The 26,986-nt window shown below is 71.3% G+C and carries 22 protein-coding genes; 11 read left to right on the top strand and 11 right to left on the bottom strand.

Going from position 1 to position 26,986, the window contains the following annotated elements; genetic code table 11:
• Positions 1-82: 82 nt before the first annotated feature.
• Entirely contained in the window at positions 83-1,213 is a 1,131-nt protein-coding gene (locus DVS28_RS15960) for a hypothetical protein (RefSeq protein ID WP_114592343.1), read from the bottom strand.
• Positions 1,214-1,422: 209 nt separating this feature from the next.
• Here DVS28_RS15960 and DVS28_RS15955 point away from each other — a divergent pair, with 209 nt between their 5' ends.
• From DVS28_RS15955 to DVS28_RS15945, 3 genes are all read left to right on the top strand, one after another.
• Entirely contained in the window at positions 1,423-3,852 is a 2,430-nt protein-coding gene (locus tag DVS28_RS15955) for an HNH endonuclease (protein WP_164710624.1), read from the top strand.
• Between the two features lie 144 nt (positions 3,853-3,996).
• Entirely contained in the window at positions 3,997-6,063 is a 2,067-nt protein-coding gene (locus tag DVS28_RS15950) for an ATP-dependent helicase (RefSeq protein ID WP_114592341.1), read from the top strand.
• A gap of 66 nt (positions 6,064-6,129) precedes the next feature.
• Entirely contained in the window at positions 6,130-7,101 is a 972-nt protein-coding gene (locus tag DVS28_RS15945; protein WP_114592340.1) for a S1C family serine protease, read from the top strand.
• 116 nt (positions 7,102-7,217) lie between these two features.
• Here the strand turns inward: DVS28_RS15945 and sigH are convergent, their stop codons facing one another.
• Positions 7,218-7,865: an RNA polymerase sporulation sigma factor SigH gene (sigH, locus tag DVS28_RS15940; protein WP_114592339.1), complete on the bottom strand. Its 648-nt coding sequence runs from the start codon at positions 7,863-7,865 to the stop codon at positions 7,218-7,220.
• A gap of 160 nt (positions 7,866-8,025) precedes the next feature.
• On the opposite strand from sigH, the gene DVS28_RS15935 reads away from it, so the two are divergent.
• Positions 8,026-10,050 carry a hybrid sensor histidine kinase/response regulator gene (locus DVS28_RS15935; RefSeq protein WP_114592338.1) on the top strand — a complete coding sequence of 675 codons (2,025 nt, stop codon included), beginning with the start codon at positions 8,026-8,028 and terminating at the stop codon, positions 10,048-10,050.
• Positions 10,051-10,063: 13 nt separating this feature from the next.
• A complete protein-coding gene (locus tag DVS28_RS15930) occupies positions 10,064-11,107 on the top strand; it encodes an HD-GYP domain-containing protein (RefSeq protein ID WP_114592337.1) in 1,044 nt (347 codons plus the stop codon).
• A gap of 56 nt (positions 11,108-11,163) precedes the next feature.
• On the opposite strand, the gene typA is transcribed toward DVS28_RS15930, so the two are convergent.
• The 3 genes from typA to DVS28_RS15915 form a co-directional block, all read right to left on the bottom strand.
• On the bottom strand, positions 11,164-13,050 hold the full coding sequence (gene typA / locus DVS28_RS15925) for a translational GTPase TypA (protein WP_114592336.1): 1,887 nt from the start codon (positions 13,048-13,050) through the stop codon (positions 11,164-11,166).
• A 120-nt stretch (positions 13,051-13,170) separates the two neighbouring features.
• On the bottom strand, positions 13,171-13,572 hold the full coding sequence (locus DVS28_RS15920; RefSeq protein WP_114592335.1) for a pyridoxamine 5'-phosphate oxidase family protein: 402 nt from the start codon (positions 13,570-13,572) through the stop codon (positions 13,171-13,173).
• On the bottom strand, positions 13,569-14,642 hold the full coding sequence (locus DVS28_RS15915; protein ID WP_114592334.1) for an adenosine deaminase: 1,074 nt from the start codon (positions 14,640-14,642) through the stop codon (positions 13,569-13,571). The genes DVS28_RS15920 and DVS28_RS15915 overlap by 4 nt, the downstream gene beginning before the upstream one ends.
• 70 nt (positions 14,643-14,712) lie before the next feature.
• On the opposite strand from DVS28_RS15915, the gene DVS28_RS15910 reads away from it, so the two are divergent.
• Positions 14,713-15,636 carry an alpha/beta hydrolase gene (locus DVS28_RS15910; RefSeq protein ID WP_164710623.1) on the top strand — a complete coding sequence of 308 codons (924 nt, stop codon included), beginning with the start codon at positions 14,713-14,715 and terminating at the stop codon, positions 15,634-15,636.
• A gap of 53 nt (positions 15,637-15,689) precedes the next feature.
• Here the strand turns inward: DVS28_RS15910 and DVS28_RS15905 are convergent, their stop codons facing one another.
• The 4 genes from DVS28_RS15905 to DVS28_RS15890 all read right to left on the bottom strand — a co-directional run bounded on the left by DVS28_RS15905 (position 15,690) and on the right by DVS28_RS15890 (position 18,876).
• A complete protein-coding gene (locus DVS28_RS15905; RefSeq protein WP_114592332.1) occupies positions 15,690-16,016 on the bottom strand; it encodes an AzlD domain-containing protein in 327 nt (108 codons plus the stop codon).
• Positions 16,013-16,822, bottom strand: a complete 810-nt coding sequence (locus tag DVS28_RS15900; RefSeq protein ID WP_114592331.1) for an AzlC family ABC transporter permease — start codon at positions 16,820-16,822, stop codon at positions 16,013-16,015. Before DVS28_RS15900 ends, DVS28_RS15905 begins: the two co-directional genes overlap by 4 nt.
• Before the next feature lie 135 nt (positions 16,823-16,957).
• Complete coding sequence (locus tag DVS28_RS15895) at positions 16,958-17,410, bottom strand: hypothetical protein (protein WP_114592330.1); 453 nt, start codon at positions 17,408-17,410, stop codon at positions 16,958-16,960.
• Positions 17,411-17,460: 50 nt separating this feature from the next.
• Positions 17,461-18,876 (bottom strand): FAD-binding oxidoreductase, encoded by a 1,416-nt coding sequence (locus DVS28_RS15890; protein ID WP_216826078.1) that lies wholly within the window; start codon positions 18,874-18,876, stop codon positions 17,461-17,463.
• Between the two features lie 102 nt (positions 18,877-18,978).
• Between DVS28_RS15890 and DVS28_RS15885 the strand changes: the two genes are divergently transcribed.
• Together DVS28_RS15885 and DVS28_RS15880 are read left to right on the top strand one after the other, a co-directional pair.
• Positions 18,979-19,956, top strand: a complete 978-nt coding sequence (locus tag DVS28_RS15885) for a DMT family transporter (RefSeq protein ID WP_216826077.1) — start codon at positions 18,979-18,981, stop codon at positions 19,954-19,956.
• Positions 19,957-20,057: 101 nt separating this feature from the next.
• Complete coding sequence (locus DVS28_RS15880; RefSeq protein ID WP_164710622.1) at positions 20,058-21,221, top strand: HDOD domain-containing protein; 1,164 nt, start codon at positions 20,058-20,060, stop codon at positions 21,219-21,221.
• A gap of 23 nt (positions 21,222-21,244) precedes the next feature.
• On the opposite strand, the gene DVS28_RS15875 is transcribed toward DVS28_RS15880, so the two are convergent.
• On the bottom strand, positions 21,245-21,574 hold the full coding sequence (locus tag DVS28_RS15875; protein WP_164710621.1) for a hypothetical protein: 330 nt from the start codon (positions 21,572-21,574) through the stop codon (positions 21,245-21,247).
• A 295-nt stretch (positions 21,575-21,869) separates the two neighbouring features.
• Between DVS28_RS15875 and DVS28_RS15870 the strand changes: the two genes are divergently transcribed.
• Positions 21,870-22,985, top strand: coding sequence for an HDOD domain-containing protein (locus DVS28_RS15870; RefSeq protein ID WP_164710620.1), 1,116 nt, complete (start codon positions 21,870-21,872; stop codon positions 22,983-22,985).
• A gap of 62 nt (positions 22,986-23,047) precedes the next feature.
• Positions 23,048-24,334 carry a tyrosine--tRNA ligase gene (gene tyrS, locus DVS28_RS15865; RefSeq protein ID WP_114592325.1) on the top strand — a complete coding sequence of 429 codons (1,287 nt, stop codon included), beginning with the start codon at positions 23,048-23,050 and terminating at the stop codon, positions 24,332-24,334.
• Between the two features lie 27 nt (positions 24,335-24,361).
• On the opposite strand, the gene DVS28_RS15860 is transcribed toward tyrS, so the two are convergent.
• Positions 24,362-25,957, bottom strand: a complete 1,596-nt coding sequence (locus tag DVS28_RS15860; protein WP_114592324.1) for an AMP-binding protein — start codon at positions 25,955-25,957, stop codon at positions 24,362-24,364.
• Between the two features lie 181 nt (positions 25,958-26,138).
• Here DVS28_RS15860 and DVS28_RS15855 point away from each other — a divergent pair, with 181 nt between their 5' ends.
• Entirely contained in the window at positions 26,139-26,759 is a 621-nt protein-coding gene (locus DVS28_RS15855; RefSeq protein ID WP_114592323.1) for a hypothetical protein, read from the top strand.
• Positions 26,760-26,986: the final 227 nt, after the last annotated feature.

The following is a 26,986-nucleotide window of genomic DNA, read 5'->3' as shown; positions in this document are numbered from 1 at the left end:
GCTGCCGCATCGAGCAACGATCGGCCCCTGCCTCAACCGGCGACCCCGTCAACGGCAGGATCTGGATGCCACGAGTCCCGGGTCAGCGAGGGACGAAGCTGATGGTGCCAGTGCCCTCGCTGACCGTCGCGTAGCCGGCCGGGCGGTCGCTGCTGGCGGCTAGCCAGGTGATCGCCTCGCCCTGTGGTTCGGAGGCGGTCGGGACCTCCTCGACGGTCCAGTCCGCGATGGTGGCTGGGTCGGCGTCGGGCGAGGGCGGGGTCAGGACGACCGCGCTGTCGTAGGTGCGGAGCAGCAGGCGGCCGTCGTCGGGGTGGCGGGCGGCGTCGGTGACGAGGAGCCCGGCGAACATCGCGAGGAGGGGGAGTCGGGGGACGGGGATGTCCATCGTGGCGACTTGCTCGAGGGGACCGTCGGCGAAGGCGGCGGGGGCGAACAGCCGGGTGATGTCCTCCTCGCGGGTGAGGATCCAGGGCCGTGCGTCCGGGCCGATCACCATCGCCTCGGCGTTGACCGGGCCCTCGGGGTAGGTGAAGGCGGCGGTCGTGACGTCCACGGTGGCCGGACCGTCGACCGTCGTCGGTTCGGGGAAGCGGTGGACCCGGATCGCGTCGTGGGCCGGCAGGTTGTCGCCGATGTCGCCGACCCAGATGCAGGGCTGGGGGTCGGTGGTGGAGCAGGGGGCGACGGCCAGGGCTTCGGTGTCGACCCCGTCCACGCCGGCCATGGTGACCTCGCCCAGGATGGTGCCGTCGGTTGAGGTCGCCCACACGGAGGTCGTGCCGGGGCCGTCGTCGAGCAGCCACAGCCGGTCGGGATCGATGCCGCTGGCCGCGATGCCGCTCGCCTCCGGGATCGTCTCGACGGGGAAGGTGCCGAGGGTGGTCGGCTGTGGGTCGTTGTCGGGTTCTGGGGTGCTGGCTGCGGGTGTGGAGGGCGGGGCCTGCGGTTCGTCCTCGGGGGTCGACGTCGACGCGGCGGGCTGGGGAGGAGTGGAGGCGGGAAGTGCGGTGGCGTTGGGGTCCGGAGGTGCGACCGCGACCGCGTCCGGATCGGGCGCCTGGTCGGTGCAGCCTGCGGCGGTGGCGAGGAGGAGGGCGACGAGCACCGCGGCCACGACGTTCCGGGCGTGGGGTCGAGGTTGCAGCGACGAGGGGAGGGGCACCCGATCGAGTGTGCCGTGGACCAGGGTGCGGTCGTGCGACGCGTCCATGGCCGGATGACTGCTTGACGACGAGGCCGCCGTGACGGGCCAACAACCGTCACGTTGTCCGTATCGGGGCTGATGTCACACCGCGGGCGTACGGTGATTCCACGGTCGAGCAGGGCTCCGGGGTGGGGCCAGGAAGCCGGATGTCATACCCGCGGCGTACCTTGATCGGTACATCGAGAACTGGATTCCGGGAGGAGGTGAGCGCGACGATGAGTGCGGTGGTGGACCGGGGGGTGGACGCGGTTCCGGACAGCTGGGGTGGCCGGCTGGCGGAGGTGTGGTTGTCGGAGGACGAGGTCGCTGTCTACCTCGCCGAGCCCCAAGCTGACTCGTCGCGCGTTGTGCCGTCGTCGGTGTCCACGGACCATGGCGGGTCCGCGGGACCGAGGGGCAGTTGTGCGCCTTGGGACGGGCCGGGCGAGCCGTCGGGGGTCAGCTGGTGGGGTGGTCGCATCGGGGAGGTGTGGCTGGCGGAGGAGGACGTCGCCGCCTACCTCGCCCAGCCACCGTCAGAGGATGATGACGAAGCGGCCGACCGCGGGTCGGCAGCTGACGGTGGGTCGACGGCTGGCGGTTGGTCGACGGCTGGCGGTGGCTCGACGGCTGAGGGTGGCTCGACGGCTGGCGGTGGGTCGACGGCTGAGGGTGGCTCGACGGCTGGCGGTGGGTCGACGGCTGAGGGTGGCGGCCCGGCGTCCGAGTGCGCATCCGGTGTGGCCGCTGCCGTACCGGCGGCTGCCGATGGTGCCGGCCAGGCGTTGGAGTCCGCACCCGGCAAAGCGGCTGCCGATGGTGGTGGACCGGAGTCCGCATCCGGTCTGGCGGCTGCCGTATCGGCTGATGGGTCGGCGGTGGGTCCGGGGGTTGCTGGTGATCCGGCGGTGTTGGTGGGTGAGGCGTTGGGGGTGCTCGGCCGGCTCAACGGGTGGTTGGCCCGGGCGTCTGCGGGCGAGGCCGGGGAAGGGATTGGGGCTGCTGGCGGGCCGGTCGATGTGGAGTCGGTGCGGCTGGTGGTGGATGGGCTGGCGGGGATCGATGCGGCGCTTGCTGCGGCCAGGTTGCGGGCGGTCGTGACCGCCGATCAGACGGGGCTGCCGTCAGTGGACGGGGCGGCGTCCTTGTCGGCGTGGATCGCGGATCGGTGGGGCCTGACCGGCAGCACAGCCGCGCGGGAGGTCCGGTTGGCGATCGGGCTGGTCGATGAGGAGACGGTGCTCGACCAGCTGCAGGCCGGGGTGATCTCGCGGGATCATGCGGCGGGGCTGGTGGCGGCGGCGGAGAAGCAGGCGGCCGATCAGGACGCGGCTGCTCGGGTGGAGGCGGCACGGCAGGACGCCGAACGGGAGGAACGCCGCCGTGCGGACGAGCAGGCTCAGGCAGAGGCGGCGTCGATGGCGGAGCGGATGCGGCTGGCCCGTGAGGCCGCTGCCCGGGAGGAACAGCTCGCCCGGGAGCGGGCCGAACGGGACGAACAGCAGGCCGCAGCCAACGAGGCAGCCCGCAAGGCCCGGCAGGACGCCCTGCTCGACTCGGCAGTGCAGGGGGCGTCACCGGATCAAGTACGGACCGACGCCAACCGGATGCGCGCCGCCGACGCGGCGGCGCTGGAGCGGGCGGTGGCGGCGCAGCGGGCCCGCCGCTCCGTCACCTTCCGACCCGATGGGATCACCGGGCAGCGGGTGATGCGGGTGGTGCTGACCGATGCCGACTACGAGCTGGTCCAGTCCGGCATCGAAGCCGCCCACACCTTCGACCCACCAGGCACCCCCGAAGACGAACGGCGAACGGCTGTGCAGCGGCGCTACGACGCCTTCCTCGATCTGCTGGCTGCTGGACTCAAGGCGGGGGAGCTGCCGACCTCCCGTGGGACCAAGCCCCACGTGACCGTCACCGTCCCGCTGGCGACCCTGACGGGGGAGGCGGAGGTGGCGGGTGTCGGTGGGTTCGGGACGGTGATCTCGCCGGAGACGGTCCGGCGGTTGGCGTGTGATGCCCGGTTGACCCGCGCGATCGTCGACGCGACGGGGATGCCCTTGGACATCGGTCGCACCACCAGGGCGTGGACGACCGCGCAGCACACCGCGGCGGAGCAGCTGTTCGGTGGCTGTGCGTTTCCCATCGCCGACCGGACACCCTGTGGCCGGCCGATCGGCTGGACGGATCTGCATCACGTCATCTGGTGGCGTCACGACGGCCCCACCGACCAGGACAACGGCGTGTCGCTGTGCCGGCATCACCACAACGCCGTGCACCACGACGGCTGGCAGCTCGCCTTCGACCTGCCCACCGGCACCGTGACGGTGCAACGGACCGCAGACGGCCGCACGGTCACACGCCGAGCCCGGTTCCCCCACGACAACCCCAGACGCAGCCTGGGACAGGACACTCCCGACAGACCCGGTCCCGACGGGCTTGGTCCCAACCGGGCTGGCCTCGGCCGCCCTGGTCTCGGCCGCCCTGGTCTCGACTGCCCTGGTCTCGACCGGGCTGATGCCAGCCGGGCTGATCCCGACGGGTCCGGTCCAGACCGGGCTGGTCCTGGCCGGGCCGATGCAGACCGGGCTGATCCGAACCGGGCTGACCCCAACCGGAGCGACCCTGACCAGGACGATCCCGGTGATGGGCGATTGCCGATCTGACCCGCACCCCGCCGCCGGCGGGGCTGTCGGGCTGCCCGCTGGGACGATGACCGGTGGTGGCCAGACGGCGATGCCCCGACAGGGGACCGGCTGCGACGTGTGGGCCTCGCGGGGAGTGTCACACCGTCGGGCTATGGTGAACAGATGTTCGACTCCGACGTGCATGATGCCTTCGCCCACCTCAACAGCGCCCAGCACGACGCCGTGGCCTTCGGCGACGGCCCCCTGCTCATCCTTGCCGGGGCCGGCACCGGGAAGACCACAACCCTGGCAGCCCGGGTCGCTCGGCTGGTCGCCGATGGGGTCGACCCACAACGCATCCTGCTGCTGACCTTCACCCGCAGGGCCGCCGGCGAGATGTTGTCGCGCGCCCGACGGATGGTTGCCGCGACTGGTGCGCCGGCCTCCACGGGCAAGGTGATGGGCGGGACGTTCCACGCGATCGCGAACCGCCTGCTCCGGCGCTACGCCGACCGCATCGGCCTCGCCACCGACTTCGGCCTGCTCGACGCCGCTGACGCTGCGGACCTCATCGACCTCGTCCGCGACGACCTCGAGGTGGCCAAGGGCACCTCCAGGTTCCCCCGCAAGGCCACCCTCGCCAGCATCTACGGGCGGGTCGTCAACAGCAGGGTCCCGCTGAAGGCGACGCTGGAGTCCCAGTACCCCTGGTGTGCAGAACACACCGAGGCCATCGGGCGAGTGTTCACCGGGTACGGCCAGCGCAAGCGTGCTCGAAACCTGCTGGACTACGACGACCTGCTGCTGTTCTGGAAGGTCCTCGCCGAGGCCGAGGGCATCGGTGACGAGCTGGGCGGCAGCTTCGACCACGTCCTTGTCGACGAGTACCAGGACACCAACGCCCTGCAGGCCGAGATCGTCGCGGCCCTGCGGCGCACCAACGACAACGTCACGGTCGTCGGTGACGACGCACAGGCGGTGTACGGCTTCCGTGCCGCGTCGGTCCGCAACATCCTCGACTTCCCACAGACCTTCCCGGGCACCAGGATCGTCCGACTCGAGCAGTCCTACCGCTCGACCCAGCCGATCCTCGACACCGCCAACGCGCTGGTGGCCGAGATGGCGCAGACCAAGGACAACCCCGAGTTCCGCAAGTCGCTGTTCAGCGATCGCCTCGACGGACCGCAGCCCCGCCTCCACACCTGCCACGACGAGGACGACCAGAGCGCCCGTGTCTGCGATGCCGTCCTCGACCGGCGCGAGCAGGGCACCCCGCTCGTGCAGCAAGCGGTCCTGTTCCGGACCTCCCACCATGCGGACCTGCTCGAGCTCGAGCTGTCGCGACGCAACATCCCCTACGTCAAGTACGGCGGGCTCAAGTTCCTGGAGGCCGCCCACGTCAAGGACCTCGTCGCGCTGCTCCGGCTGCTGGACAACCCCGACGACGAGCTGGCGTGGTTCCGGATCCTCCAGCGTCTCGAGGGCATCGGCCCGGGACGGGCGCGAGTGCTCATGGAGGCCATCGGGGTGGGGGAGGGCGGGGTCGCCGTCGCCCAGCTCGGCGACCGTGTGGTCGAGGCTGCCGTGCACCTGCCCGCCGCGGCAGAGCGGGCCGTGGTCGGGCTCGCCGTTGCGCTTGGCGACACCGCCGCGATCGACGAGGTCGCCGGGCAGGTCCAGCGGCTGCGCGAGTGGTACGGCCCGGTGTGCGCCCAGACGTTCGAGGACCCGATCCCGCGAATGGCCGACCTGCAGCAGCTGGAGGTCCTGGCCGAGCAGTCGACCAGCCGAACGCGCTTCCTCGACGACCTCGTGCTCGACCCTCCGGCATCGACCGGCGACCTCGCCGGTCCGCCGCTGCTCGACGAGGACTACCTGATCCTGTCCACCATCCACTCCGCCAAGGGGCTGGAGTGGGACACCGTGCACCTCCTGCACGCCGCCGACGGGATGATCCCGTCGGACATGAGCACCGGTGATCCCGACGAGGTGGAGGAAGAACGGCGTCTGCTCTACGTGGCGCTCACGCGCCCCCGGCACGAGCTCGACGTGTACGTCCCGCTGCGGTACTACCACCAGCGATTCGGCTCCGGCGACCGGCACAGCTTCGGGCAGGTGTCGCGGTTCCTCCAGGGTCCGGTGCGCGACACCATGGCCCGCGTCGGTCCCCGGGACGCCGAGCGGGACGTCCCCGTGCTCGCCGGCACCGCGGCTGACCGGGTCGATGCGTTGCTCGACGAGCTCTGGTGACAAGCCCGGCATCCTCCCTCGCGCTAGCATTTGTAATCATGTAACTAGCCCAGGAAGGTTGTCGTCATGTCCGTCCCAACCATCGACATCACCACGCTCGCCGACCGCGTCGCCGCGGGCACCGTCGGCATTCGCGCTCGAGGGCGACGGGGGACCGCCGTCGTGTTGCCCGACAACCAGCTCCTCACCACCGCGCACAACGTCCGGGGTGACCGCGTGGAGGTCCTCCTCGACTCGGGTGTGCGCCTGCCGGCTCGCGTGCTCGGCGTCGCCGAGGACCTGGACCTGGCGGTCCTCGCGGTGGCCGACCACGCTGGACAGGACCACGCCGGACAGGACCACGCCGGACAGGACCACGCCGGGGCCAACTCGGCCGGTACCGACCGGGCCGGCATCGACCGGACACCGTTGTCCTGGGCCCCCGCTGACGCGGTGCCGTCGGTCGGGGCTGCGGTCGCGGCGGCAGCCGCCCCCGATGGGGTGGTCAGGGTCACCGCTGGGTCCGTGTCCACGTCACGGGCACGGCTGCGGACCGCCACCGGCAGCCCGCTGGCCGACCTGCTGGAGCACACCGCCCCGTTGCCACGTGGGGCATCGGGTGGCCCCGTCGTCGACGGGGAGGGTCGGCTGGTGGGCATGGACGTCAACCGGATCGAGGGTGGCCTGTACCAGGCGGTCCGTGCCGACGACGTGCTTCGCGGGATCATCGGGCAGCTGGCGCAGGGAGAGGTCCCCCGCCCTCGTCGGCTGGGTGTGCAGGTCGTGCCGCGCCGCAGGGCCGCATGGCTGCGTGCGGCCGTCGGCCTCGACCCGGCGGAGGGCGTCCTGCTGGCGGGCGTCGACCCCGAGGGGCCAGCCGCGGTGGCCGGGCTCGATCGTGGCGACCTGCTGACTGCCCTCGACGGGGCAGCCCTCCACGGACCCGACGACCTCCTGCTTGCCCTCCGGAACGCCGGCGAGCAGCTGCAGCTGATCGCCGTCCGTGGTGCTGACGCACCCCGCACCATCGACGTGGACACCCGCGCCCTCACGAACTGAGGTCCGGACAGCGGTGGGGTCCAGAAAGCACAGCGCCCTGCCCGGAGAAGAGGAGGTTCCCGGGCAGGGCGTGTGGCGGCGGGGTTGGGCGGCGGCCGCTTGGTCGTTGGTCTGGGTCAGTCCGTCGGGCGGATGCGGCGCTCCTCGACGTACTGCTCGAGCTTGCGCTTGACCCGCTGGAGGGCGTTGTCGATGGCCTTGGCGTGGCGGCCGAGCTCGACGGCGATGTCGGAGTAGGACTCACCGCTGACGTAGCGCACGAGCACCTCGGTCTCCAGGTCGCTGAGCACCTCTGCGCAGAACGAGCGGAGCTGGTCGAGGTCGGTCGCGGACGTGATCTTGTGGATCGGGTCCTGCCCGTCGTCGGCGATCCGCTCCCGGTACTCCATGTCGGAGTCGTCCTCGTGGCTGACCGAGCCGGTGAGGGACACGTAGGCGTTCAGGGGGGCGTGCTTGCGGCGGTTGGCGCCCTTGATGGCGGTGATGACCTGACGGGTGACGCAGAGGTCGGCGAAGTGGCGGAAGCTGGGATGCTTGCTGCGGTCGTAGTCCCGGACGGCCTTGTACAGCCCGATCATGCCTTCCTGGATGACGTCCTGGCGGTCGCCACCGGACAGGAAGTACGTCTTCGCCTTGGCGCGGACCTGCGGACGGAAGCGTCGCAGCAGCTCGGCCAGTGCCGCCTCGTCACCGGTGCGGGCGACCTCGACAAGGTCCTCGTCGGCAAGCTCGGTGCTGTCGGGCGCAAGCGTCGCGGTGGTCACAGTCCTCGTCCTTCCGGTGGGCAGCCGGCTGGTCGTCCAGCCGCCGTCTCGTGAAGCTCAACGAGCCAGCCCAGCGGGCGTTACGTTCTTTCTCCCCAGTTCTTGAACCTGCCAGCCCGTTCAACAACGGGCACACTGCGTAGGCGAACATGGTTCATCAATGACTGCCGCCCCTGCCGCTCCGCTCCTCGACCTGCTCGATCACATCGATCGCGCGGCCACCATCGACGCGGTCCTCGCCGGCTTCGCCGCGGTGCTGACCGCCGTCCCGGGCGTGCGCGGTGTCACGCGATGGCCGGTCCCGGACGTGCACGGACAGCGGGACCTCGTCGCCCTGCCTGCCCGCATCCAGCAGGTGCTTGCCTCCGAGGCACCGGTGAGCAAGCACGTCGACCAGCGGACGGTCCTGACGGTGGGGGCCGGTGGTCGCGTGGTGGGGATCCTCGACCTGGTGGTCGACGCCGAGGAGGGACCGTCCCGCGAGCTGCTCGAGGGGCTGGCCCGGACGGCCGGCGTGGCATGCGAACGGCTGCTCGACGCCGAGCGGCGCGGAGCCCAGGCCGCCGAGGTCGCGGCGCTCCACCAGATCATGGAAGGTGTTGCGGCCGCCACGACGGCCCAGGACGTCGCGGCAACGGCCGTGCAGGTCATGGTCGACGCCTTCGGCTGGACCGCAGGACTGGTGGTGCGCGACCAGGGCTACGACGACGTCGTCGAGGGACTGACACCTCTGGTGGCCGGCGCCGTCGTCCTCGCCGAGCTCGGCACCGACGGCATTGACCGGGCCGACCTGGCCGTCGTCGTCGCCGGCGGACAGGGCCTGCGGGGCGAACGGGCCGGAGAGACCCTTCCCGGCAACCTCGTGCACGGGCTCGTCTGGCCGCTGCACGCCCCGACCAACACCAGGCTGATCATGGTCAGCACCGGTGCCCACGGCCTTCCCGCGGGAATGGGCAGCCTGCTGGCCTCCACTGCGCAGATCGCCTCGCTCGTGCGAGCGGGCCTGGAACGCATCGAGCAGGAAGTGCGAGAGCGGCGCGCCCACGAAGCGGAGCGGGCCAACCGCGCCAAGTCGGACTTCGTCTCTCGCATGAGCCACGAGCTGCGTACGCCGCTGAACGCCGTCCTCGGGTTCGCCCAGCTGCTGGAGCTCGAACCGCTGGGCGACGATGCCCGGGACTCCCTCCAGCAGATCCGTGCGGCCGGCCAGCACCTCCTCGGGTTGGTCGACGAAGTGCTCGACATCTCCCGGATCGAGGCCGGTCACCTGCCGCTGACGTCGGAGTCGCTCGACGTGCACGAGGTCGTGCTCCAGTGCTGCTCGCTCGTGGCGCCCGCCGCCGAGGCGAACGACGTCACCTTCGTCGTCGAGCCGCCCGAGGGGCCGGGGCCCTGGGCGAGCGCCGACCGACAACGCGTGACCCAGATCCTGCTGAACCTGCTGTCCAACGGGGTCAAGTACAACCGCCCGGGGGGTCGGGTCGTGATCCGGCTCGAGCGGGACGACGGCGGAGTGACCGTCCGGGTCCGGGACACCGGCGTCGGCATTCCTTCCGACCGCATCGCCCAGCTGTTCATGCCCTTCGAGCGGCTCGGCGCGGAGGTGTCCGGAGTGGAGGGCACGGGCCTCGGGATGGCCCTGTCGCAGCGGCTCGCGGAGGCCATGGGCGGGGGGCTGGACGCCACGTCCAGGGTCGGCGTGGGCACGGAGTTCCGGCTGGCGCTGGTCGCAGCGGACCCCACGCTCGATCTCGTGGATCCTCCTCAGCCGACACCGCTCGAGCCTGCCGGGACGGGTACGACAGGAACCGTCCTGTACGTCGAGGACAGCCGGACGAACGCCAAGCTGGTCGAGCGGATCCTCCGACGCCGGCCCGGCCTCCGCGTGGTGCACGAGTCCAACGGCGAACAGGGGCTGGCGCGAGCGGCCAGCGAACGTCCTGACCTGGTGCTGCTGGACCTGGGCCTGCCCGACATCCCGGGATCGGAGGTGCTGCGGCGCCTCCGCGCGGCCCCCCGGACGGCCACCATCCCTGTGGTCGTCGTCAGCGCCGACGCGACGCCAGACCGCATCGGCGTGCTGATCGACGCGGGCGCCAGCCATTACCTGTCCAAGCCGTTCGACATCGAGTCCTTGCTCGGTGTGGTCGACTCCACCATCGGCAACCGCATCCCGATGGACTGACAAGAGGCCTCGCGTGCACCCTCCCGAGAACCACCACGATGCCCGGATCTTCGTGATCGACGACGAGCCGACGAACGTGCTGCTGCTGCGACGGATCCTCGGCCACGAGGGGTACCGGCACGTGCACACGGCCACCGACCCGATGGCGTTGCCGCAGCTCCTCGAGCTCGGCTGGCCCGACCTGGTGCTGCTGGACCTCAACATGCCGGCCATGGACGGGTTCGAAGTGATGGATCTCCTCGACGACCTCAACGAACACGCCACGTTCCTGCCGATCCTCGTCCTCACCGCCGACGCCAACACCGCCACCCGGGACCGGGCGCTCGCCGGCGGTGCGATGGACTTCGTGACCAAGCCGTTCGATCGGACCGAGGTCCTGCTGCGCATGCACAACCTCCTGCAGACCCGCTGGCTGCACGCTCGGCTGGAGGAGAGCAACCGGACGCTGGAGTCACGTGTCCGGGAACGCACCGCTGCGCTGTGGCAGGCACAGGCCGAGACCGTGGACCGGCTGGCCATGGCGGCGGAGTTCCGCGACGACAGCACGGGTGCGCACATCCGCCGGGTCGGTGAGACGTCCAGGGCGATCGCCCTGGAGCTGGGGCTCGACGACGACCGGGCCGAGCTGATCGGGCTCGCTGCCCCGCTGCACGACCTCGGCAAGATCAAGGTGCCCGACCGCGTGCTGCTCAAGCCGGGCCCGCTGGACGAGGAGGAGTTCGCCATCATCCGGACCCACACCGAGGTCGGCCACCAGCTGCTCCGCGACAGCGAGTCCCCGCTGCTGCAGCTGGCCTCGGTCATGGCGCTGTACCACCACGATCGATGGGACGGGCAGGGCTACCACGACGTCCGGGGCGAGGACATCCCCCTCGAGGCCCGCATCGTGAGCGTCGCCGACGTCTACGACGCGCTCACCCACGAACGCTGCTACAAGGAGGCGTGGCCCGAGGAGGTCGCGCTCGTGGAGATCGCGGACGCGTCGGGGCGGCAGTTCGACCCGTCGGTCGTCGACGCGTTCCTCGAGGTCGTCGACCGGCCGGTCACGACCGCCTGACCCGGACGACCGCCTGACCCCGACGCCCGCCGGTCACCGGCGGGCGATCAGCGGGATCAGCCGTCGTTCTTGGCGCGCTTGGCCTGGCGGGCGCGGAGGTTCTGGTCGAGCTCGACCTTGCGCAGGCGGATGGCGTCGGGGGTGACCTCGACGCACTCGTCGCCGCGCATCCACTCCAGCGCCTGCTCCAGCGCCATGACCTTCGGCGGGGTCAGGCGGACCAGCTCCTCACCGGTGGCGGAGCGGATGTTGTTGAGCTTCTTCTCCTTGGTGACGTTGAGGTCCATGTCCTCCGACCGGGCGTTCTCGCCGACGATCATGCCCTCGTAGACGTCCTCGCCGGGGCCGACGAACATCACGCCACGGTCCGACAGGTTCTGCAGCGCGAACGCGGTCACCGGACCCTTGCGGTCGGCCACCAGCGAACCGGTGTTGCGGGTGCGGACCTCGCCCATCCAGGGGACGTACTCCTCGAACACGCGGTTGAGCACACCCGTGCCGCGGGTGGCGGTCAGGAACTCGGTCCGGAAGCCGATCAGGCCACGGGTGGGGGCGAGGTAGTCGATGCGGACCCAGCCGGTGCCGTGGTTGGTCATGGCGACCATGCGGCCACGGCGCTCGGCCAGCAGCTGGGTGACGGTGCCCGAGTGCTCCTCGGGGACGTCGACGGTGACGCGCTCGAGCGGCTCGTGGGTCTTGCCGTCGATGTCCTGGGGGATGACCTGCGGCTTGCCGACCGTCAGCTCGAAGCCCTCGCGGCGCATCTGCTCCACCAGGATGGCCAGCTGCAGCTCGCCGCGGCCCTTGACCTCCCATGCGTCGGGACGGTCGGTGTTGGACACCCGCAGCGCGACGTTGCCGATGAGCTCGCGGTCGAGGCGGTCCTTGAGCACACGCGCGGTGACCTTGTCACCCGATCGGCCCGACAGCGGCGAGGTGTTGATCCCGATGGTCATGGCCAGCGTCGGCTCGTCCACGCGGATGCCCGGCAGCGCCTCGGGGTGCTCGGGGTCGGCCAGCGTGTCACCGATCATCACCTGCTCGAGGCCGGCGACGGCGCAGATCTCACCCGGGCCGACCCGTTCGGTGGGCACGCGCTCCAGGCCCTCGGTGGTGAAGAGCTCGACGACTTTCACGTTGCGCTTCTCGCCGTGCTCGTCGATCCACGCGACCTGCTTGCCCTTCTCGAGGTAGCCGTTGTGGACCCGGCACAGCGCGAGCCGGCCGAGGTACGGCGAGGCGTCGAGGTTGGTGACCAGGGCCTGCAGCGGGTGCTCGGGGTCGTGGGAGGGCGGCGGGATCGTGTCGAGGATCGTGTCGAACAACGCCGTCAGGTCCTCGCCGGGCACGTCGGGGTCCAGCGAGGCAGTCCCGGCCTTGGCGTTGGTGTAGACGATCGGGAAGTCGATGCTGTCCTCGTCGGCGTCGAGGTCGAACAGCAGCTCGAACACCTCGTCGACCACCTCGGCCGGGCGCGCGTCGGGACGGTCGATCTTGTTGATGACCAGGATCATCGGCAGCCCGGGACGGTCGGCGCCCGTCCGGGTCATCTGCATCGCCTTGCGCAGCACGAAGCGCGTCTGCGGCAGCGGCCCCTCGGCGGCGTCGACCAGCAGGGCGATCCCGTCGACCATGGACAGGGCGCGCTCGACCTCGCCACCGAAGTCGGCGTGACCCGGGGTGTCGACGATCGTGACCTTCGTCTCGTCACGGTCGCCCTTGGCCGGCAGCCGCACCGCGGTGTGCTTGGCCAGGATGGTGATGCCCTTCTCCTTCTCCAGGTCCCCGGAGTCCATCACGCGGTTGGCGACGTCCTGGTTGGCCCGGAACGTGCCGGACTGGTGGAGCATCGCGTCGACAAGGGTGGTCTTGCCGTGGTCGACGTGGGCGACGATGGCGATGTTGCGCGAGTCGTCGCGGGTTGCGCGGGTGGAGGTGGACATCGGAGGAGCCTTCGGGCGAACGGACGGCGGGCCCATCGGTCGACGGGCCCGCTCTGGCCGTCAAGGGTAGCGGCCGTCAGGTGTCCCTCACCGGTCCGTCCGGCCGTCCCCAGCAGCTAGTCAGACGTCGTCGGGCGGGCGGCCCATCATCCGGTCGACGGTGATCTCGATGGCAACCCGTCGGGGGTTGTCTCGCGGAACGCGGTACCGCTCGGTGTAGCGACGCACCGCCTCGGCAACGTCGGCGGCGTCGTCGGTGACGCGGCCCCGCCCCTCGATGGTCAGCCAGCGGCCGCCGTCGACCTGGCAGACCGAGGCGCGACCGCCCCCGCCGATGTTGGCGGCCTTGACGCTGGTCGCCGACGTGATGATCCGGACGGTCGGCCCCTCGGGGTCCCAGGTGAAGCCGACGGGGACCACGTGCGGGGTGCCGTCGGGCCGCAGGGTGGTGAGCGTCGCCAGATGGCGCTCGTTGAGGAAAGCCAGCGCGCCCGGTGGGGGAGCGGTGTGGTCGATGCTCACCGGGTGGCGCCCAGCGCCTCGTATCCCGGCTTGATGACGTCGTCGATCAACGCCAGCCGTTGGTCGAAGGGCCAGAAGGCGCTCTTCATGGCGTTGATGGTGACCCAACGGAGGTCCTCCAGCGTCCAGCCGAACGTCTCGACGAGCGCGGTCATCTCCGAGGTCATCGTCACGTTGCTCATCAGCCGGTTGTCGGTGTTGACCGTCACCCGGTAGCGCAGCCGCTTGAGCAGGTCGATGGGGTGCTCGGCCAGCGACGGGGCGGCGCCGGAGTGCACGTTGGAGGTGGGGCACATCTCCAGGGGCACGCGGTTGTCGCGCACGAACGCCGCGAGGCGCCCCAGATGGGCGTCACCGTCGTCGTCGACGGTGATGTCGTCGACGATCCGCACGCCGTGTCCCAGGCGCTCGGCGTTGCAGAACTGCAGGGCCTCCCAGATGGACGGCAGCCCGAAGGCCTCGCCGGCGTGGATGGTGATGTGGGACAGCTCGCGCTGGATCAGCTGGAACGCGTCGAGGTGGCGCGTGGGGGGGTACCCCGACTCGGCGCCGGCGATGTCGAAGCCGACCACGCCTTCGTCCTTGTGGCGCATCGCGAGCTCGGCGACCTCACGGGAATGGGCGGCGTGGCGCATGGCGGTGATCAGGGTGCCGATGGTGATGCCGCGGTCCGCTGACCCCTTCCGGAATCCGGCGAGGACGGCCTCGACGACCTGGTCCATGTCCAGCCCGTGCTCGAGGTGCTGCTCGGGTGCGAAGCGGACCTCGGCGTAGACGACCCCGTCGTCGGCGAGGTCCTCGGCGCACTCCTGGGCGACACGCATCAGCGAGTCGGGGTCCTGCATGACGGCGACGGTGTGGCGAAAGCCCTCGAGGTACAGCTCCAGGGACTTGCGGTCCGCACCGCGGGTGAACCAGGTCGCCAGGTCGTCGGCGTCGGTGGTGGGCAGCTCTCGGTAGCCGTGTTCGGCGGCGAGGTCGATCACGGTCTGGGGTCGCAGCCCTCCATCGAGGTGATCGTGGAGGAGGACCTTCGGTGCCTTGCGGATGGTTTCGGCGTCGAGGGACATGCCGCGATCATGCCAGCGTGGACAAGGTCTCGTGCGCCAGTCGGGTGGACACGTGCGCCATGATTGGGGAATGACGCTGGACCCCGACACCGCACGTTATCTGGCCGACCTCGCCGAGGCGGGCGGCACGCCGTACGAGGAGATGGAGACCGCCGCCCAGGCGCGGGCCGCCTACGAGCAGGTCGTCGCCCTGCGACGGGGCGACGGTCCGCCCCGCGGCGCCGAGTGCTCGGTGGAGGAGTACCGGATCGGGGACCTGTGGTACCGGGCGTACCGTCCGCTGGGCCGTTCCGTGCACGACGGCCCCCTCCCGCTGGTGGTGTTCTTCCACGGCGGTGGCTGGGTGCTGGGCAACCCGAGGACCCATGACGAGATGGCCCGGGCCTTCGCGGCCCTGCCGGCCATCGTGCTGTCGGTGGACTACCGCCTGGCCCCCGAGCACCCCTATCCCGCTGCCCACGACGACGCGTGGGACGCCGTGCAGTACGCCGCCAGCGAGATGGGCGACAGCTTCCACGCCGACCGGTTGGTCGTGGCCGGCGACTCGGCGGGTGCGCTGCTCGCGGGGGCGGTCGCGGCCCGTGCTCGAGACACCGAGGGTGCCCCGACCATCGACGCCCAGTGCCTCGTGTATCCCGCAATGGAGCCCACGATGGGTTCGGCGTCCCACGACGACCTGGCCGAGGGCTACGGCCTGACCAGGTCCACGATGAAGTGGTTCTACGACGCGTACGCGCCGCAGAGCGGGTTCTCCCCGTCGGAGATGTCGGACCTCTCCGGGCTGCCCCCTGCGGTCGTGGCCACGGCGGGCTATGACCTGCTGAAGGACGACGGCCTCCGGTTCGCCGAACGGCTGCGCGAGGCCGGCGTCCCCGTGGCCGGCCTGCACTTCCCGGGTCTGATCCACGGGTTCATGGGCATGGGCGGGACCAGCCGTGCGGCGGCTGCCGCCATCGACGCCGTCGTCGGCGGCCTCCGTGGCCTGCTCGCGTAGGCGCTGAACCGCGTCCCGGCCTCGCCGTCCCCCTGTCGATGCACCGAGGGGCGCTACACCAGGGCGTCGAGGCCGAGCAGGACGCCCATCCCGACCAGCAGCGTCAGCACGATGTTTCGGGTCCGCCACATGACCAGGACGGCCAGGACGGCGGCGGGCAGACGGGGGTCGAGGAGGTCGATGGACCCGTCGACGGACCCGCCTCGGAACACCGCCGGGGCCACGAGCGCCGCCAGGGCTGCGGCCGGGATCATGCGCAGCCCCTCCCGAACCATCGGCGGCAGGGAAGTTGCGCGGTGGGCGACGGACAGGAACGACCAGCGCTCCAGGAACGTGCCGATCCCACCGAGGATCGCGATCGTCCAGAGGGTGCCGCTCACGCCGCGTCCTCCTCGCCCGAGTCGTCCCGGAACCTGTCGTCGTGGAGCGGTTGGCCACCGGGGGTCGGGACCGCCTGGCGCTCGAACGAGCCGCCGCGAACCGACGTCGTCAGGCCCACCGCGACGCCCGCGGCGGCAGCCAGCAGCAGCCCGAGGTTGGCGGGCAGGTCGGCGGCGAGGGTGGCGACGAGGGCGCTGGTCAGCGCCGCGGCCAGCGTGGCCCGGTCGGTCAGCGCCGGGACCAGCAGCGCGGCGAACACCAGCGGGATCGCGAACTCGATGGGGACGTCGTCGGGGATGGCGGCCCCGGCCAGCGTCCCGGTGATGGTGTAGCCCTGCCAGCACGCCCACAGCAGCGCGCCGGCACCCGTGTAGTAGGCGACGCGGTGCGCGAGGCGCGGGTTCTCCGTCAGGCGGGCGATCGTGACCGCGTAGGCCTGGTCGGTCAGCAGGTAGGCGACGCCGAGCCGCCGCCCTGCCGGCTCGTCGCCGAGGTGCACGGCAAGGCTCGCGGAGTACATCAGGAAGCGGGCGTTGATCACCACGATCGTGCCGATGACGATCGGGGCAGCCGCACCCTGGGCGATCAGGTCGAGGGCAGCGAGCTGCGCGGCCCCGGCGAACACGAAGGTGGAGAAGACGCTGGCACCCCAGGCCGGCATCCCGGCCTCGATCGCCGCGATCCCGGCGAGCAGCCCGAACGGCGCCATGCCGAGCACGACGGGGGAGATGTCGCGCACACCCGCGAGCACCGCGGATCGGGCCGACACGAACGTCGTTGACGACAACGCGGGAGGAGGGGGCATCCGGAACACTGTGGGACGCGAGCCCGCACCCTGCAACAGGCCCGCCAAGTGGACCCTTGCTGCAGCGGGGCAGGCTGCAGCGGGCCGTGCAGCGGCCGGCAGGTCGAGCGCCGGGCGAGGTCCCGGCCGGATGCCTCAGGCGAGCGTGGCCTGCACGGCCTTGCGGACCTCCGCATCGAACCGACGCTCGACGACGCTGAACCGCTCGGCCCGATCGATCTCGTCGTTGACCTGGGCGCACCAGTCGGCCGCGACGGTGACACCGCGGTCGCGCGCGGCGTTCTCCAGCGGCGTCGACTCGATCCAGCGACCGACGTTGGCCAGCATGGCCAGCCGTTCCATCCGGTCCTCGTCGTCGACCACCTCGTGGAGGTAGGTGGTCACCATGACGTCCACGCCGTCGTCAGCGGCGTCCATCACTATCTGTGCAAGCTCCATCACGTGGTTGATGTCGCGCTCCTCGTGGAACACGAGCATCAGCGCGGCTGCCCGCTCGACCCGGTCCTCCTCGTCGGGGCTGCGCAGCCGCTTCAGCTCGCGGTTGCGTTCGGTCCGCTCGCGTTCGGGGTTGGGGAGCTTGTAGGCCATGTGGGCTTCACCCTATCCGGCCGGGCGCCACCCCAACCACGTGGACGCCCTCACCGCAACCGCAGCGCCATCTTCCCGGGGTTGAGGATGCCGGCAGGGTCCAGGGCGTCCTTGATGGCCTGCTGCACGTCCATCGCGTCCGCACCGATCTCCCGTGGCAACCACTGCTCCTTGAGCAGCCCGACGCCGTGTTCGCCGGTGACGGTCCCCCCGAGGGCCAGCGCCGCCTCGAGGATGTCGTCGAAGGCCTGCATCGCCCGCGCCTTGCCGTCGGCGTCGTCGTGGTCCCACCGCAGGGTCGGGTGCATGTTGCCGTCACCGGCATGGCCGTAGCTGTAGATCTCCGTGCCGCGGTGCTCGGCGATCCGGCCGGTGCTGGCCAGCAACGCCGGAACCTGCGACCGCGGGACCCCGACGTCCTCGAGCAGCGCCACGCCGTGTCGCTCGACGGCGGGCAACGCCAGGCGCCTGGCCTGCAGGAACGCCTCGCCCTCGTCGGGATCGTCGGTCCGCGCCACGAAGGTCGCCCCGTGGCGGGCACAGATCTCCTCCATGGCAGCGACATGCCCCGACCGGTCGACGGCCACGTCGCTGCGCATCAGCAGCAACGCCGCGGCGTCGGTGTCCAGGTCCATCCGCTGCCACTCCTCGACCGCGCGGATCGTGGAGGCGTCCATGATCTCCAGGAGGGCGGGTGGTTCGCCCTCGCAGATCTCCACGACCGCCCGACCTGCATCGCCGAGGTCACCGAAGAAGGCAACCAGCGTGCTGGCCGGCGGGGGCAGCGGCCTGATGCGAAGCCGTGCTCGTGTGACGACCCCGAGGGTGCCCTCGCTGCCGACGATCAACGACGTCAGGTCGTAGCCGGCCACGGACTTGATGGTGCGGCTGCCCGTTTCGATCACCCGGCCATCGGCGAGGACGACCTCGAGCCCCGCCACCCAGTCGCGGGTGACGCCGTACTTCAGGCAGCACAGGCCGCCGGCGTTGGTGGCCACGTTGCCGCCGATGGAGCAGAACGCCATCGACGCCGGGTCCGGGGCGTACCACAGCCCGTCGACCGCCAGCTCCTCCTTGAGGGCCAGGTTCATGATGCCGGGTTCGACCTCGCAGAGCCGGTCGGCGGGGTCGACGTCGAGGATCGACGTCATCGCCTCCATCGACAGCACGATGCCGTCGTCGACGGCGTTGGAGCCACCGTGCAGTCCGGCGCCGGCGCCGCGGGGCACGACCGGCACCCGGTGGCGCGTGGCCGCGCGCATGACCTGCTGGACCTCACCGGTGGACCGGACGCGGACCACGGCGGCGGGGGTGCCGGCGCGCAGGTCGGGTGCGCGGTCGGTCCGGTAGGACGACAGGACATCGGGATCGGTCAGGAGTCGTCCGGCAGGGAGGGCCCGGGTCAGCTCGTCCAGCGCCGCGGCGACGTGCTCGGGGACGGGGTGGGTCTCGGTCGGGGTGCGCACCCGTCCACCATACGGTGGCGATGGTGCGGGCCGAGTTCACACTGTGCCGTGATGCCCATCACCCAGCCAACCTCCTCGACCCCGCCGGAACCCGACGAGCCCATGGATCGAAAGGCTGTCTCCGGCCGCACCCGCGGGGTGGTGCTGGTGCTGCTCGGGGCGGTCCTGTGGGGAACCACGGGCACCGCCCAGGCGCTCGGTCCCGACAGCGCCGGTCCGCTGGCGGTGGGCACCACCCGCCTGGTCGCCGGCGGGGCACTGCTGACCCTCTGGATGCTGGTCTCCACCCGAGGGCGCTCCACGCGAGGACGCTCAACACGAGGGCGCTCCACACGAGGGCGCTCCACACGAGGATCCGGCCCGGTGACGGGCACGGACGCCCGCCCGACGGGTCGGCCCGTGCTGCCGGTCCTCGCCGGGGCGATCGGGGTGGCGGCCTACCAGCTGTCGTTCTTCGCGGCGGTCGACCGTGCCGGTGTCGCGGTGGGAACGGCCGTGGCCATCGGCTCCTCGCCGGTCTTCACCGGCCTCATCGAATGGGCGGTCCGCCGACAGGCCCCCACGACAAGGTGGTGGCGGTCCACCACCATCGCGACGGTCGGGCTGGTCCTCCTCGCAGGGCCGGGTGGCGGCGCGTTCGGCGACATCGGGCTGGCGCTCGTCGCCGGCCTCAGCTACGCCACCTATGCCGTGGCCTCCAAGCAGCTCCTCGACCGGTGGTCGCCGGCGCAGGCCATGGCCGCGGTGTTCGGCGGGGGAGCGGTCCTCCTCCTCCCGCTGCTGGTCGGGCTGGACCTGGGGTGGCTGGCCGACTGGAGGGGCGTCGCGATGCTCCTCTGGCTGGCCGGCCCGACCATCCTCGTCGCCTACCTGCTGTTCGGCGCCGGGCTGCGAGAGGTGACGGCTGCGGTCGGTGCCACCCTCAGCCTGGCCGAGCCGCTGACAGCGGCGATCCTGGCCGTCGGCATCCTGGCGGAACGACCCAGCGTGACCCAGGTCATCGGTGCGGCCGCGATCGGCATCGGCCTGGGGTTGCTGGCCGTGCCCGATCGGCGGGTCAGGACGACCCCCACGGGGTGACGCGCGTGCATCACCCTGTGTGAAGGTCGCCGCCTCAGGTCAGGTCGGCGCGGGCCGATCATGGTCGGTGGAGGCCCTCCCGTATGGAGGGGAACGAACCCGTGCACGTGCTCTTCGTCGACGAGAATCCAGGCAGGCTGACGCAGCTTGCCGGCCAGGTCGCGTCCACCTACCGCTGGAACACCACGACGGTGTCCACGATCGGCGAGGTCGTCGGTGCGTTGACGGCCGAACGCTGGGACGCCCTCATCGCCGCCGACGACGAGTTCGGGGACGGCGGCAGCGCCCTGGCGTTGGCACGGCTGAAGCAGCCGTCGGCCACCCGCTGCCTCGTCCGCCTCGGCCGGGGCAACGACCCGTCGAGCGCCCTGGCCGTCGCCGAGATCGCCCACCGTGTCCTCGACGACGTGCCCAGCCCCGCCAGCCTCAGGGCGATGCTGGTCGTGATGGGCGTCGGGGGCATGCGCGCCCCCCAGGACCTCGTCGACACCATCGGCGCGGTTGCGGGGCTACCGTCCGTGGCCCGCATCCTCACCGACCTCAAGACGATCCTCACCGATCCGACGTGCAGCGCCGACCGCGTCGCGGCCGTCGTGCGCACCGAACCGGCCATCGCGGCCAAGGTCCTGCACCTCGCCAACGCGGGACTCGCCGGTCGGGCCGGCACCGTCCACGACCTGGAGCAGGCCGCTGCGCTGCTCGGCATGCGCGTGCTCCGCCAGGTGGTGCTCGCCTCCGCCGCCTTCACCGCCGCCGAACAGCTCGGCGTCGACCCCACCCTGGTCGCCGCGGTGCAACGCCACGGGGTCGCCGTTGCGGCCGCAGCCATCGAGTCGGGAACGCTGCCCCCACACGCGGCGGTCGGTGGGTTGCTGCTGGACATCGGCCTGCCGTTGATGGCCCTCACCTGGCCTGACGTGCACGCCGACCTGCGACAGATGGTCCACGAACGCGCGGTGCCGTTGCACGTGGAGGAGATGCGGGTCCTCGGCACGTCCCACGCCGAGGCCGGCGCGCTGCTGGCCCGCCGCTGGTCGTTGCCCACGGGCGTGGTGGAGATGATCGCAGGCCACCACTTCGTGCCGCGTTCGTCCACCCCCGAACGACGCGCCCTGGGGTACGTGGTGCATCGGGCCGCCCAGCTCGGCGATCCGGCCGGTCGGGACATCCACGACCACGGCGTCGAGGTCGACGTGCCGGAGTGGGTCGATCGCTGGCGCGTGGAGGACGTCGAGCGGACAGGCCCACCCGACGTCGAGCTGTAGCTGACGACGACGTCCGGCCAGCGTCAGCCCACGAGCGTCGGACGCTCCACGTGGGCTCGACGGACGCTCGGCAGCGCTTCGATGCGTGCCACCAGTGTGGTCAGCCGATCGGGGGCGTCTCCGGACGGGGCCCCGATGATCTCGATGACGGCCTCGGCCCGATCCCGGGTCGGCCCGGCCGGCCGGAACCGAAGCTCGCCGATGTGCAGGCCCCTGCCTTCGACGAGGGCGATCACCCTGGCCAGGGCGCGACAGCGGTCGTCGAGCTCCAGTCGCAGGCGGGTCGGCGCCGGAGGGGCGTGGTCCTGGCGTGGATCGTGGTGTCCGTGCGGATCGTGTGGGGAACGCCTCACGAGATGGTCCTTCGTCGGGGGGTCGACGAGGGGCGACACGGGGAGCACGACAGGATGGTCCACCGGGCCGCTCCTGCCTGCCCGGTGGTTGGTCGGGGGCTAGGAACGCCCGCCGGTGATGAGCACAGCAGAAGCGCAGCCGAGTACGAGGTCGGCTGCACGGGTGGCTACGAGCTGCTGCTGCACGGCCGTCACGCTATCACCGGACCGGCTCCCGCAGCCAGCGGCACCTCATGTACCGGTGCCTGCTGCCGATGGAGGTCCCGTCGTCCGTCCGTCCATCGGAACTCCAACCATGTTCATGCTCGTCGTCGACGTGCCGGGGGGTGCGTTGGCGCGCACCGCCACGGAGCTGCGCGACCGGTTCGGTTGGACCGTCGAGACCGCCAGCGACGGGGTGGGGTGCCTCGGCCAGCTGCGCAACCAGCGGTGGGACGCGGTCGTCGCCGCACGCAGGGTCGGGCACATCGCCGGGGCCACCCTGTTGACCCTCGTCAAGAGCATCCAGCCGTCGGCGGTCCGGCTGCTGGTCGACGAGCAGGACGACCGCCTGCCCGCACCCGGGGTGGAGACCGGCGTTGCGCATCGAGTCCTCGTTCGCGAACCGACCGCCGTCACCCTCCATGCCGTGCTGTCGGCCCTCGAAGCCGCACCGGCGAACGTGCCGCCCGAGCTGCAGGACGCCATCGGGAGGGTGGCACGGCTGCCACCGACCCACGGCATCCTCCTCGAGCTCCGCGAGCTCGTGGCAGACCCCGAGGTCTCCACCGATCGGATCGCCACAACCGTGGGGCAGGACCCGATGCTTGCCGCCAAGGTCCTGCACCTCGCCAACGCCGGCTTCGCGTCGCAACACGTCGTGATCTCCAGCCTCGCGCAGGCCGCCGCCCTGCTCGGTGTGGAGACGCTCCGCCAGGTCGTGATCGCCTCGGCAGCGTTCTCCGCCGTGTCGGCGCTGGACGTGCCACGCGACGTGATCGAGCAGGCACAGCGCCACGGCGTGGCGGCTGCGCGGATGGCGGCCAGCATGCCGGGCCTGCCACCCCATGCCCGGACCGGGGCGTTGCTGATGGACATCGGCATGCCGCTGATGGCCCTGGCCTGGCCCGACGAACACGCCGACCTGCGTGCCCAGAGCCGCCGACGCGGCCAACCGCTGCACGAGGCCGAGCAGGAGCGGTTCGGCATCACCCATGCCACGGCGGGCGCCCTGCTCGCCAGGCGCTGGTCGTTGCCGAAGGTGCTCGTGCGGATGATCGCCGGTCACCACCTGCCGCCCCTCAGCGAGGAACCGGACGATCGCGCCCTGGGGTTCCGCGTCCACCACGCCGTGCAGACCGCGCAGCATCCGGACGGGGTGGACGTCTACGACGCGATCGTCCTCGACGGCCTGCCGGCCTGGGTCCTGTAGGCGCAGCCACGCGCCCGCGAGGAGTTCGGCACAGCGGGACCGGCCCGCTACCGTTCCTCGGCATGAGCACCAACCCTGTGGACGTGCTTCGCGAACGCGGCTTCGTCCAGGACATCACCGACGAGGATGGCCTCCGGGCCCGGTTCGACGAGGGGCCGGTCACCTTCTACGTCGGCTTCGACCCGACCGCGGTCTCCCTGCACGCGGGCAACCTCGTGGGGATCATGGCGATGGCGTGGCTGCAGCGGATGGGGCATCGACCGATCGCGCTGGCCGGCGGCGGCACGGGCCGGATCGGTGACCCCTCCGGTCGCGACGACGAACGGCAGGTGCTGGACGAGGACGTCCTGGCCACCCACCTCGACGGGATCCGGACGCAGCTGGGGCGGTTCCTCGACCTGTCCGAGCCCGAGCACGGCCTGCTGGTCGACAACTACGACTGGCTGCGCGACATCGGCTTCATCCCGTTCCTCCGTGACGTGGGCCGCTACTTCAGCGTGAACCAGATGGTCGCCCGCGAGTCGGTCAAGCGTCGGCTGGAGAACCGTGAGCAGGGGATCAGCTTCACCGAGTTCTCCTACCAGCTGCTGCAGGCCTACGACTTCGCCCACCTCTTCGAGACCGAGGGCTGCGTGCTGCAGGGGGGCGGGTCGGACCAGTGGGGAAACATCACCGCCGGGACCGACCTGATCGGCCGCATGCACGGGGGCAGGGCGTTCGGACTGACCTGGCCGCTGCTGACCACGGCGAGCGGGGCGAAGTTCGGCAAGTCCGCCGGCAACGCCGTGTGGCTGGATGCCGAGCTGACGTCGCCCTACGCCTACTTCCAGTACTGGATCAACGCCGCGGACGACGACGTGCGGCGCTTCCTGACCATGTTCACCTTCCTGGAGCTCCACGAGGTCGAGGCCGTGATGGCCGAGCACGCCCAGGCGCCACATCGCCGCATCGCCCAGCGTCGGCTGGCCGTGGAGGCCACGAGGATCGCCCACGGCGAGGAGGGGTTGGCCGACGCCGAACGGGCCACGGAGGTGCTGTTCGGCAACGAGGCGTTCACGGGCCTGTCCGACGCGGTGCTGGCCGAGGCCTTCGCCGCCGCCCCGTCGGTGTCACTGCCGGCCGACGCGATCGGCAGCGGCATGACCGTCGCCGAGCTGATGACCACCGCCGAGGCGGCCAAGTCCAACGGTGAGGCGCGTCGGCTGGTCGACCAGGGCGGGGTCCGCATCAACAACGTCAAGGTCGACGACGCCGACCGCGCCCTCACGCCCGACGACCTGGCCACCACGACCACCCTGGTCCTGCGGGTGGGCAAGAAACGCTACTGGCTGGCGCGGTTGGGCGGCTGAGCATCGCAGCGCTGCGAGGAGCGCAGGTCAGCCGAGGGAGGGGTGCTCGGCGCGGAGCAGGTGCCGCTTGAGGACCTTGCCGGTGGCGTTGCGCGGCAGCTCGCTGACCACGACGACCCGCTTGGGGACCTTGTAGCGGGCGATCCGCTCCCGTAGCCAGTCACGGACCTCGCCGGGCTCGACGTCGCCGACGACGTAGGCGCGCAGCACCTGCCCGAACTCCTCGTCGGGCACGCCGATGACGGCCAGGTCGGTGATGTCGGGATGGGCCTCGAGCACCTCCTCGACCTCCGAGGGATACACGTTCTCGCCACCGGAGACGATCATCTCGTCGCCACGACCGGTCACGAACAGGTATCCGTCGGCGTCGACGTAGCCGAGGTCGCCGATCTCCACCGGCCCGCGGTGGGTGTCGGAGCCGGTGTAGCCGGCGAACTCCATCCCGGTGGTCACGCGCAGCCTGCCGATCTCACCCGTCGGCAGCCGTCGGCCGTCCTCTCCCATGACCTCCACGTGCATGCCCGGACCGGGCTGGCCGACCGTCCCGCGTCGTTCGCGGAAGTCCGCCGGGGTGGAGATCGACACCCAGCCCGCCTCCGTGGAGCCGTACAGGTCGTAGGTCACCTCACCCCAGCGCTGCTGGACCCGCTGGCGCAGGGCCACGGGCATGGCCGAGCCGCTGGTGAGGATGATCCGCAGGCGGCCGGGTCCGCCCGGTCCACCGTCCTCCAGCGCCCGTCGCACCTGGACGGGGACCAGCGCAGCTGCGTCGACCACGTGCTCGTCGACGATCCGCTGGAAGTCTGCAGGATCGAAGCCCCTGAACAGGATCGACGTCGCGCCGATGAGCACGGCTGCGCCGGCGACGCCACCGCCGAAGCCGTGGAACAGCGGCGGGCCGATCAGCAGCCGGTCACCGCGCTGCAGGGGGACCTTGGTGACGAACCCCAGCATGGCCCCGAGCCCCGACGTGCCCACGCTGCGTTCCGCGCCCTTGGGCGCCCCGGTGGTGCCCGAAGTGTGGATGACGACCTTGCCGGTGCCGCGGACGAAGGGTGCGGAGCTGGACGCCGAGGCCAGCGCGGTCTCGTAGCTGCCGCCGGGGCCGATGGTCAGCAGGACGGGTGGGTCGTCGAGGTCCCGGACGGCGTGGGCGACGGCGTCGGTGAACTCCTCGTCGACGACCAGCACCGCGGGGCGCTGCATGTGGAGGATGCGGCCGATCTCGCTCCCGGTCGCCCAGGTGTTGAGGGGGACCGGCGCCAGGCCCGATCGTCCCCCTGCGGCGTAGCACTCCAGCGCCTCGCGGCCGTTGCGGACCATGAACGCCACACAACCTCGGGGCTCGCCGTGCTGCAGCAGCGCGTTGGCCAGGCGGGTGACCCGGTTGTCGAGCTCCGCCCAGGTCAACATCCCGCGATCGTCGATCACGGCCACCGCGTCGGGCTGCGTTCCGGCCTGGAAGGCGACGGCGAGTCCGAGGTTGGGTCGCAGCATCGGCAGCTCGAGGACCATCCCCAGCAGCGACGGGCGCGGCAGCATCGGCCGGATGACGCCGGCACGGACGAGCGCGCGGACGCCGCCGATCACCTCGCCGGGACTCAGGGATGGAAGGCCGAACATCGTGGGAGGAGCTTTCCATGCACACCCAGCCGGTCGGTAATCGGCCCTCGATGACACATCGCCGCATTTGTGATGGATCCCGTTCAGGAGGCAGGAACCGGCCCCGGTGCTGGCGAACGTGTGACCACCGACCCGCGTCGCACCACCTTCGTGCAAGCGCCGCCAGACCTCAGGAGACCCCGTGACCACCACCGTCCGATTGCTCGCCGCCCTGTTCGCGTTGGCCGTCCTGGCGCCCGCCGCGATGGCCAACCCCGTCTACGACAAGATCGAGGACACCTTCTACCTGCGTGGCGAGGGGTGTGGCGCCACCGAGAACCTCTACCTCGACGACAGGTCGGCGGTCGACGAGTACGACGGCTGCGGCACCATCGGGGGCCTGCCGGTCAACGAGGCCGTCGACGCGGAGGACTCCCTGTCCACCACGAAGGCCTACGACCTGATCCTCGACGGTGACGGGCAGGTCGAGGTCGTCATCCGGGCCGAGTCCTGGGTCGGGGACGGCTTCCCCGGCGCCGGCCAGTCGGTCGTCGACGTGTCCCTGTCGGCCCACCCGATCGCCACGGGCGGCCCGTTCGTCCCGCCGGTGACCCTCGGCTCCGGCACCTCCGAGATCCTGGTTGCCGGCCAGGACAACGCCACCCACACCTTCACCTTCGACATCCCCGACACGGCGCACCAGACGCACGTGTCCGGGTTCACGCTGAAGGTCTCGGTGCGCGGCGCCAACGTCAACGTCAACAACCTCGGCATGAGCGGCGACAGCTACTTCACCATCGACCTCCTGGAGGAGGCCGTCTAGGTCAGCACTGCTCGACCGTTCGCTCCGAACGAACCACCGATCGACGCCGGCGCCCCCTCGGGGTCGCCGGCGTCGTCGTGCACCGACCCGTCACGCCGTTTCCAGGCCCCGTTCAGTTGCTGCCGAGGACGTCCACGAGGCGATTCCCGTGCGGGCGACGGTTAGGGTGGGCACCAACACATGGCGGATGCCCGATGCGGCAGCCGGTACCTCAGGGCGACCCTGTG

It is taken from the genome of Euzebya pacifica, from assembly GCF_003344865.1.
GTDB lineage: Bacteria > Actinomycetota > Nitriliruptoria > Euzebyales > Euzebyaceae > Euzebya > Euzebya pacifica.
Note: the sequence above shows the minus strand (reverse complement) of the source record. Positions and strands in the feature narration are given on the sequence as shown.

What these genes read in the sequence shown, in the direction of transcription:
- DVS28_RS15895 (WP_114592330.1), bottom strand. Translation starts at nt 17,410, where the DNA reads ATGGCCTACAAGCTCCCCAACCCCGAACGCGAGCGGACCGAACGCAAC.
- DVS28_RS15935 (WP_114592338.1), top strand. Translation starts at nt 8,026, where the DNA reads ATGACTGCCGCCCCTGCCGCTCCGCTCCTCGACCTGCTCGATCACATC.
- typA (WP_114592336.1), bottom strand. Translation starts at nt 13,050, where the DNA reads ATGTCCACCTCCACCCGCGCAACCCGCGACGACTCGCGCAACATCGCC.
- DVS28_RS15885 (WP_216826077.1), top strand. Translation starts at nt 18,979, where the DNA reads ATGGATCGAAAGGCTGTCTCCGGCCGCACCCGCGGGGTGGTGCTGGTG.
- DVS28_RS15955 (WP_164710624.1), top strand. Translation starts at nt 1,423, where the DNA reads ATGAGTGCGGTGGTGGACCGGGGGGTGGACGCGGTTCCGGACAGCTGG.
- DVS28_RS15950 (WP_114592341.1), top strand. Translation starts at nt 3,997, where the DNA reads ATGTTCGACTCCGACGTGCATGATGCCTTCGCCCACCTCAACAGCGCC.
- tyrS (WP_114592325.1), top strand. Translation starts at nt 23,048, where the DNA reads ATGAGCACCAACCCTGTGGACGTGCTTCGCGAACGCGGCTTCGTCCAG.
- DVS28_RS15870 (WP_164710620.1), top strand. Translation starts at nt 21,870, where the DNA reads ATGTTCATGCTCGTCGTCGACGTGCCGGGGGGTGCGTTGGCGCGCACC.
- DVS28_RS15900 (WP_114592331.1), bottom strand. Translation starts at nt 16,822, where the DNA reads ATGCCCCCTCCTCCCGCGTTGTCGTCAACGACGTTCGTGTCGGCCCGA.
- DVS28_RS15860 (WP_114592324.1), bottom strand. Translation starts at nt 25,957, where the DNA reads ATGTTCGGCCTTCCATCCCTGAGTCCCGGCGAGGTGATCGGCGGCGTC.
- DVS28_RS15945 (WP_114592340.1), top strand. Translation starts at nt 6,130, where the DNA reads ATGTCCGTCCCAACCATCGACATCACCACGCTCGCCGACCGCGTCGCC.
- DVS28_RS15915 (WP_114592334.1), bottom strand. Translation starts at nt 14,642, where the DNA reads ATGTCCCTCGACGCCGAAACCATCCGCAAGGCACCGAAGGTCCTCCTC.
- DVS28_RS15910 (WP_164710623.1), top strand. Translation starts at nt 14,713, where the DNA reads ATGACGCTGGACCCCGACACCGCACGTTATCTGGCCGACCTCGCCGAG.
- DVS28_RS15960 (WP_114592343.1), bottom strand. Translation starts at nt 1,213, where the DNA reads ATGGACGCGTCGCACGACCGCACCCTGGTCCACGGCACACTCGATCGG.